This is a genomic window from Pseudomonas sp. BF-R-30, assembly GCF_019956175.1.
Taxonomy (GTDB): domain Bacteria; phylum Pseudomonadota; class Gammaproteobacteria; order Pseudomonadales; family Pseudomonadaceae; genus Aquipseudomonas; species Aquipseudomonas jessenii.
On record NZ_JAHBDE010000060.1, the window covers coordinates 1 to 7,042 of the forward strand.

7 protein-coding genes and 1 pseudogene are annotated in these 7,042 nt (G+C 61.2%); 2 read left to right on the forward strand and 6 right to left on the reverse strand.

What is annotated here, in order from left to right:
- Positions 1–254 (forward strand): annotated as a pseudogene (locus tag KGB20_RS24365) (hypothetical protein); the annotation flags it as partial.
- Positions 255–404: 150 nt separating this feature from the next.
- On the opposite strand, the gene KGB20_RS24370 reads toward KGB20_RS24365, so the two are convergent.
- Complete coding sequence (locus tag KGB20_RS24370) at positions 405–1,301, reverse strand: LysR family transcriptional regulator (RefSeq protein ID WP_150814704.1); 897 nt, start codon at positions 1,299–1,301, stop codon at positions 405–407.
- 145 nt (positions 1,302–1,446) lie between these two features.
- On the opposite strand from KGB20_RS24370, the gene KGB20_RS24375 reads away from it, so the two are divergent.
- A complete protein-coding gene (locus KGB20_RS24375) occupies positions 1,447–2,874 on the forward strand; it encodes a mechanosensitive ion channel family protein (protein ID WP_057715504.1) in 1,428 nt (475 codons plus the stop codon).
- Positions 2,875–2,994: 120 nt separating this feature from the next.
- Here KGB20_RS24375 and ycaC read toward each other — a convergent pair whose 3' ends face one another.
- The 5 genes from ycaC to KGB20_RS24400 all read right to left on the reverse strand — a co-directional run.
- Positions 2,995–3,621, reverse strand: a complete 627-nt coding sequence (gene ycaC / locus KGB20_RS24380; RefSeq protein WP_102672891.1) for an isochorismate family cysteine hydrolase YcaC — start codon at positions 3,619–3,621, stop codon at positions 2,995–2,997.
- 69 nt (positions 3,622–3,690) lie between these two features.
- Positions 3,691–5,529 carry an amidohydrolase gene (locus KGB20_RS24385; protein ID WP_057715505.1) on the reverse strand — a complete coding sequence of 613 codons (1,839 nt, stop codon included), beginning with the start codon at positions 5,527–5,529 and terminating at the stop codon, positions 3,691–3,693.
- A complete protein-coding gene (locus KGB20_RS24390; RefSeq protein WP_090454696.1) occupies positions 5,529–6,137 on the reverse strand; it encodes an antibiotic biosynthesis monooxygenase in 609 nt (202 codons plus the stop codon). The genes KGB20_RS24385 and KGB20_RS24390 overlap by 1 nt, the downstream gene beginning before the upstream one ends.
- A complete protein-coding gene (locus KGB20_RS24395) occupies positions 6,130–6,546 on the reverse strand; it encodes a DoxX family protein (protein ID WP_057715507.1) in 417 nt (138 codons plus the stop codon). The genes KGB20_RS24390 and KGB20_RS24395 overlap by 8 nt, the downstream gene beginning before the upstream one ends.
- A gap of 268 nt (positions 6,547–6,814) precedes the next feature.
- The coding region (locus tag KGB20_RS24400; RefSeq protein ID WP_223533099.1) for a DUF6124 family protein at positions 6,815–7,042 on the reverse strand (228 nt) is incomplete at its 5' end.

The window sequence follows — 7,042 nt, forward strand, 5'->3', positions numbered from 1 at the left end:
GTGGTGGCAACAGCGGCAGCGGCCACAGTGGCGACCATGGCAGCAACAGTGGTCATGGCAGTGCCAACAGCGGTTCGAGCCACTCCGGATCGGTCTCGTCCTCAGGACGTAGCGGCACCCATGATGAACCTGGGGACGACCATGGCGTTCATGCCAATGGCGAGCCCGGCGATGACCGTGGTGTCCATGCCAATGGCGAGCCCGGTGATGACCGCGGTGTCCATGCCGAGCCCGGTGATGACAAAAGGAGCTGATTCCCACTGATTCCCACACAACACAAAACCCTGTGGGAGCGAGCTTGCTCGCGATGGCGGAGTGTCAGACGACTTCAATGTTGGATGACACGACGCCATCGCGAGCAAGCTCGCTCCCACAGGTTCGTTTGAGTCGGGCGCTGCGCATTTCTACAAGCCACCTTCAACCCGATCCAGCCGTTCGCGCAAGAACTCAACCAGCGCCTGCACCGGCCGCGAACTTTGCCGGTGTTGCGGATAGACCGCCGACAACGTCAGCGGCTCCAGCCGAAAATCCTCCAGCACTTCCACCAGCCGTCCATCCTTCAACGCCGAGCCGACAATGAACGTCGGCAAATACGTGACCCCCAGCCCGGCAATCGCCGCGTCCTTGAGCAATTCACCGTTGTTGACCCGCATCCGCCCGCTGACATTGACGCTCAATGGCTTGCCCTGCCCTGCAAACCGCCATTGCACCTGTCGACCATGGCCGTACGGAAGGCAGTCGTGACCGTGCAAATCTTCAGGCTTGAGCGGTGTGCCGCGTTCGGTCAGGTACGCCGGGCTTGCGCAGTACACCCGCTCAATGGAGGCAATGCGTCGGGCGATCAGTGTCGAGTCTTCCAGTGTGCCGATGCGCAGCGCCAGGTCGTAGCCCTCACCGAGCAAATCCACGGGACGATCGCTCAAATCCATCTCCACCGTCACGTCGCGATAGCGCTGCAAAAACACCGGCAACAGGCAGCCCAGATGCGCCAGCGCGAACGACAGCGGCGCACTCACACGAATGGTCCCCCGTGGCTCGGTGGTCTGGCCGGCGATGCCCTGCTCCACTTGTTCGACTTCGCTGAGCAGGCGCAAGGCTGACTCGTAATAGCTCTGCCCCAGCGGCGTGACATCCAGGCGCCGGGTCGAACGATTGAGCAAGCGCACGCCCAGGCGCTCTTCGAGTTGCATCAAGCGGCGGCTGACAAACTGCTTGGACAGCCCCAGTTGATCGGCGGCCGCCGTGAAGCTGCCGGAGTCCATGACCTGGCAAAAAATACGCATATCTTCGAATGGGTTCATTGTCACTTCCCGGTTGACAGTCAAACACTTTATAGCCGCTTGTTCCCTTTCAGGCACACCATTAATCTTCGTTCACCGCACTGAAATCACCTTCCCCGAAGGATCTGCGATCTGTTTGCCGCAAGCATTTAAATGGAGTTTCCCCATGTCCTTGCTCCTTGAGCATTTGCTTTCCCTGAGTGCACTGCTATTGGTAATCGACGCCCTGCTGTGGCACCTCGCGCCGTTCAAGCATCGCGTCAGCCGGGTCGGTGTGCGCCTGGCGCTGTTTGTGCTGTTCAGCGCGGTGCTCATCAACGCCGGCGTCAGCCCGTTGCAGGCGCCGTTGTTTGCCGATGATCGCGTGGCACAACTGGGGGCCACGGCACTGGGGATTCTCTGGTGGCTGTACGTCGCGCGGGTGCTGACCGAAGTGATCGGCCTGGCCCTGATGCGGCGCATCGGCCATAGCGGCCGGCTGTTGCAGGATGTCATCGGTGCACTGGTGTTCCTGATTGCCGTGGTGGCCGCCGCCGGCTACGTGCTGGAGCTGCCGGTGAAAGGTTTGCTGGCGACCTCCGGCGTCGTCGCCATCGTGGTGGGTCTGGCATTGCAGAGCACCTTGAGCGACGTGTTCTCCGGCATCGTGCTCAATACCACCAAGCCGTATCAGGTCGATGACCGGGTTTCCATCGACGGTATTGAAGGCAAGGTACTGGACATCGACTGGCGTGCCACCCACCTGCTGACCAGCGCCGGCAGCACCGCTGTGGTGCCGAACTCGGTGGCGGCCAAGGCAAAGATCGTCAATCTCAGCCGCCCGTTCAATATGCACGGCGTGTCGATCAGCATTCAGGTGCCCAACCACATCCGCCCGCGCCGGGTACTCGATGCCCTGGACCGCACCCTTCAGGGCAGTAGCAGCCTGCTGCTCGATCCGGCGCCGAAAGCCGTGCTCAAGGAGGCCGGCGAAACCATGTCCGAATACGTGGCCAGCGGCTTCATCGCCGAATTGGGCAAAAAGGGTGAAGTACGCAATCAACTGTTCGACCTGGCCCATCGGCACCTTGAAGCGGCGGGCATTTCCCGGCAACCCGATGGCGTGATCGAGCCGTCGACCCGCGCACGGGCCTTGCTCGATGAAGTGAAAATATTCCGCTCCCTGAGCGCCGAGGAACGGGATCACCTGGCCCAGAACATGGTGGCGCAGCAATACGCGGCCGGTGAGGTGGTGCTGGATCTGGATGAAGTACCGGACAGCCTGTTCGTCATCGCCACCGGCGTGGTCAGCGCCACCGTCCCCAACGGCAGCACGCAGATCGAAGCCGGGCGCATGGGGCCGAGTGAAGTCATGGGCGAACAAAGCATCCTCGCCGACACGCCGTCCCAGGCACGGTTCACCGCCATGACCTCAAGCATCATCTACCGCCTCGACAAATCACTGACCCGCAACTGCATGGCGCAACGACGGGAAGTCGACCGGGCGTTGAACAAGCTGCAGGCAGTGCGCCAGCAGAACAGCCGGATGGCGTTGATGGCCAAACCGGTAGCGGTCAGGAAAGGTGGGTTTTTGAGTTGGTTGCAGAGTCGCTGATCCAAGGTTCACACAAAACCTTGTGGGAGCGGGCTTGCTCGCGAAAGCGGTGTGTCAGGCAACATTGCTGTGACTGATGCTCCGTCTTCGCGAGCAAGCCCGCTCCCACAGGTTTTGCGATTATTGGGCAGTAAATTTGGTGTAGCTGTTGATCAGGTTGCGATAGTTCGGCAGGCGTTCGGACAGCAGGTTAGCCAGGCCTTCCATGTCGTTGCGCCAGTCGCCTTGCAACTCGCAGGCCACGGAGAACCAGTTCAGCAGTTGTGCACCGGCGGCCGACATGCGCGCCCAGGCCGCTTGTTGCACGGTGGTGTTGAAGGTGCCGGAAGCGTCGGTCACCACAAACACCTCAAAGCCTTCGGCAATGGCTGACAATGTCGGGAACGCCACGCACACGTCGGTCACCACACCGGCAATGATCAGTTGCTTGCGACCGGTGGCCTTGATCGCCTTGACGAAGTCTTCGTTGTCCCAGGCGTTGATCTGGCCCGGGCGTGCAATGAACGGCGCGTCCGGGAACTGCGCCTTGAGCTCCGGCACGATCGGACCGTTCGGACCGCTGTCGAAACTGGTGGTGAGGATGGTCGGCAGTTTGAAGAACTTGGCGATGTCGCCCAGCGCCAGCACGTTGTTCTTGAACTCGTTGGGCGAGAAATCCTGTACCAGCGAGATCAGACCGGTCTGGTGGTCGACCAGCAATACCACAGCATCGTCTTTGTTCAGGCGTTTGTAGGGAACGTTGCTCATTGGAAACTCCTTGGTGGATGGTTGTTGCAGTCAGCGCCGACCTGTTGGGCCGGCGCTTTTTTAAAAGAGTCAGAAGGCAAAACACGAGCAGCCAAAGGCGCCCCAGAAACCGGCGAAATCGCTGACCGGCGCGTTCGACAGACGCGCCCGTTCATGACTGTGGGAATGCACCGCGCACGGGCCGCTGCAATGGTGAACCTGGGCCTGCATCGGCGAAGTCGGGCGCCAGTGGCCCGGCACCTTCACCACCGGCGACCAGTCCGGCAGCACCGGCACGCTGGCCGGCCCGAGCTTCTCGAAGTCACCGGCGCCGTACACCACCTTGCCGCCGACCACGGTCAATACCGACTCGATCCACTTGATCGCCTCTTCATCGACGCTGAAAAAATCTGCACTGAGGGCCGCGACGTCAGCCAGTTGCCCGACCTTGATCTGGCCCTTCTTGCCTTGCTCCGAGGAGAACCAGGCGCTGCCGTGGGTGAACAGTTCCAGCGCCGTCAGGCGTGAAAGGCCTTCGGCGTGCAATTCCATACCTCCGACGGTGCGACCGCTGACCATCCAGTACAGCGAGGTCCACGGGTTGTAGCTCGACACCCGCGTGGCGTCGGTACCGGCACCCACCGGTACGCCTTCGGCCAGCATGCGTTTGATCGGTGGCGTGGCTTCGGCCGCTTTCGCGCCGTAACGCTCGACGAAATATTCACCCTGGAACGCCATGCGATCCTGAATCGCGATGCCGCCGCCCAGCGCCCGCACCCGCTCGATGTTCTGCGGGGTGATGGTTTCGGCGTGGTCGAAAAACCACGGCAAGCCGTTGAACGGAATGTCGCGATTAACCTTCTCGAACACATCGAGCATGCGGCTGATGGATTCGTTGTAGGTGGCGTGCAAACGGAACGGCCAGCGTTGCTCGACCAGATGGCGCACCACCGGCTCCAGTTCGGCTTCCATGGTTTGCGGCAGGTCCGGGCGCGGTTCGAGGAAGTCTTCGAAGTCCGCCGCCGAAAACACCAGCATTTCCCCGGCGCCGTTGTGCCGCAGGAAATCGTCGCCCTGGTGCAGCTTCACGCTGCCGGTCCAGTTCTTGAAGTCGGTCAACTCTTCCTTGGGCTTCTGGGTGAACAGGTTGTAGGCGATGCGCACGGTCAGTTGCTCGTCCTTCGCCAACTGCTCGATCACCTGGTAATCGTCCGGGTAATTCTGGAAACCGCCGCCGGCATCGATGGCACTGGTCAGGCCCAGGCGATTGAGTTCGCGCATGAACTGACGGGTCGAGTTGACCTGATACTCCAACGGCAGCTTCGGCCCCTTGGCCAGGGTCGAGTACAGAATCATCGCATTGGGCCGCGCCACCAGCATGCCGGTCGGCTCGCCATTGGCGTCACGCACGATCTCGCCACCCGGCGGGTTCGGCGTGTCGCGGGTGTACCCGGCGACGCGTAACGCGGCGCGGTTGAGCAAGGCGCGGTCGTACAGGTGCAGCACGAAAACCGGCGTGTCTGGCGCCGCCTGATTGAGCTCCGCCAGAGTCGGCATACGCTTTTCAGCGAACTGGAACTCGTTCCAGCCACCGACCACCCGCACCCACTGCGGGGTCGGCGTGCGGTCGGCCTGCTCTTTGAGCATGCGTAAGGCATCGGCCAGTGACGGCACACCTTCCCAACGCAGTTCCAGGTTGTAGTTCAAGCCGCCACGGATCAAGTGCAAGTGTGAGTCGTTGAGCCCGGGGATCACGCAACGCCCCTTGAGGTCGATCACCTGGGTGTTCGAGCCCCGCAGGGCCATGGCTTCGGCATCGTTGCCGACTACGACAAAACGCCCGTCGCTGATCGCCACGGCGCTGGCGAGCGGTTTTTCGCGGTCAACGGTATGGAATTGACCATTGAACAGAATCAGATCGGCGTTCATCACGGTTCCTCGTGCAATGTGGCGGGAGACAGCCAGGGCGCGAACAGACGCGTCGCCATGGGCATGAAGATGTAAACCACCGACAGCACGATGGTCAGGGTGATCAGGAACGTGGCCACCACATAGTTGGAGAGCAAGGCGTTGAGCCGCAACAACGGCCCCCAAAGCAGCGGCACCAGCAAGGTGTGCGGCAGGATCACCAGCAGCGTCACCACGGCCTGCTTCCAGCGCGGCGGTGGCGTACTGGCCTCGGCCTGGGGCGAGAACCAGAACTCGTTGACCGGATTGATTTCGGTCTGGTCGCCATCGGCCAGCATCGGCGCGGCTTCATCGACCAGTTCCTGGCGTTGCGGTGAATCGAGCCAGCGCTGCATCGCCTCGGTCGAACAAAAGCGCAGCACGCAGGTGTAGGTGTCGAGGCCGGCATTCTTGCCACGCACCACATCCACGCCCAAGTGCCCGACGTTCTGCGCGGCCACCTTGACGATGTTGCGCAGCCAGGCGGCATAAGGCACTTCGAAACCGGCCTTGACCCGGTGCTTGACGATCAGGGTCACCACCTCATCAGGCCCCGGACTTGCCGGCTCACGGCGATTGGATTCAGACATAACGCAAGGCTCCGGCGAAACGGACATTGAGTGCCAGGCGTCCCGGCCCGGCGATGAAAATGCTGGTGAACACGATCAGCAACAGCCAGCCGAACTGGCCTTCGAAGAGTGTCCACTGCGGATGCACGATCAACATCGACACCCACAGCAAAAACAGAATAGGCAAACACGCCAGACGCGCCAGCAACCCGGCGACGATCAGCAGCGGGCACACGACCTCGGCGAAAATCGCCAGCATCAGCGTCAGATTCGTGCCCAGGTGGAAAGGGTCTTCGATGTTTTGCAGCTCGGCACTGTAGTGAAGCAACTTGGGCAAGCCATGTACCCACAACAGGAACAACCCGCCGCTGACCCGCAGGAACAGCAGCCCCCAGTCTTGCGCCCGATCATCACTTCGCGAAGTGTCCATGGCCTACCCGCACAAATGAAAAACCACCGGCGTCGATGCGCCGGGACAGGATTCGATAGTGCCGGGGCGGTGGAAGGAAAAATTGAATGTACGTGCTCTGTTTGCGTGAAGACCGAGATCGACCAAACGACATGGAACCCTGTGGGAGCGAGCTCGCTCGCGAAAAACGTCTGGACAACACGATCAATCAGGCAGCACGCGTTATCGTTGACGTCCATCGCGAGCAAGCTCGCTCCTACAGGGTTACTCGTTGCTTGCTGCTACTGGACTAGTCTTGCGGGTCGAGATTATCCAGCGCCCGGTTCACCGCCAGCTCACCCAACATGATGATCTGCGCAATCCCCAGCAGCGCATTGCGATGAGGGCTTTGCAGAAATCCAGCAAGATCGCTGGCCATGATGCTGGCCGAGGCGAGGGATTCGCAGGCGTGGGCCAAGAGGGTTTCGGTGTTGATGTCGGGGGCGATGAGAAACATCGTGCTGGGATTGTGTGGTGG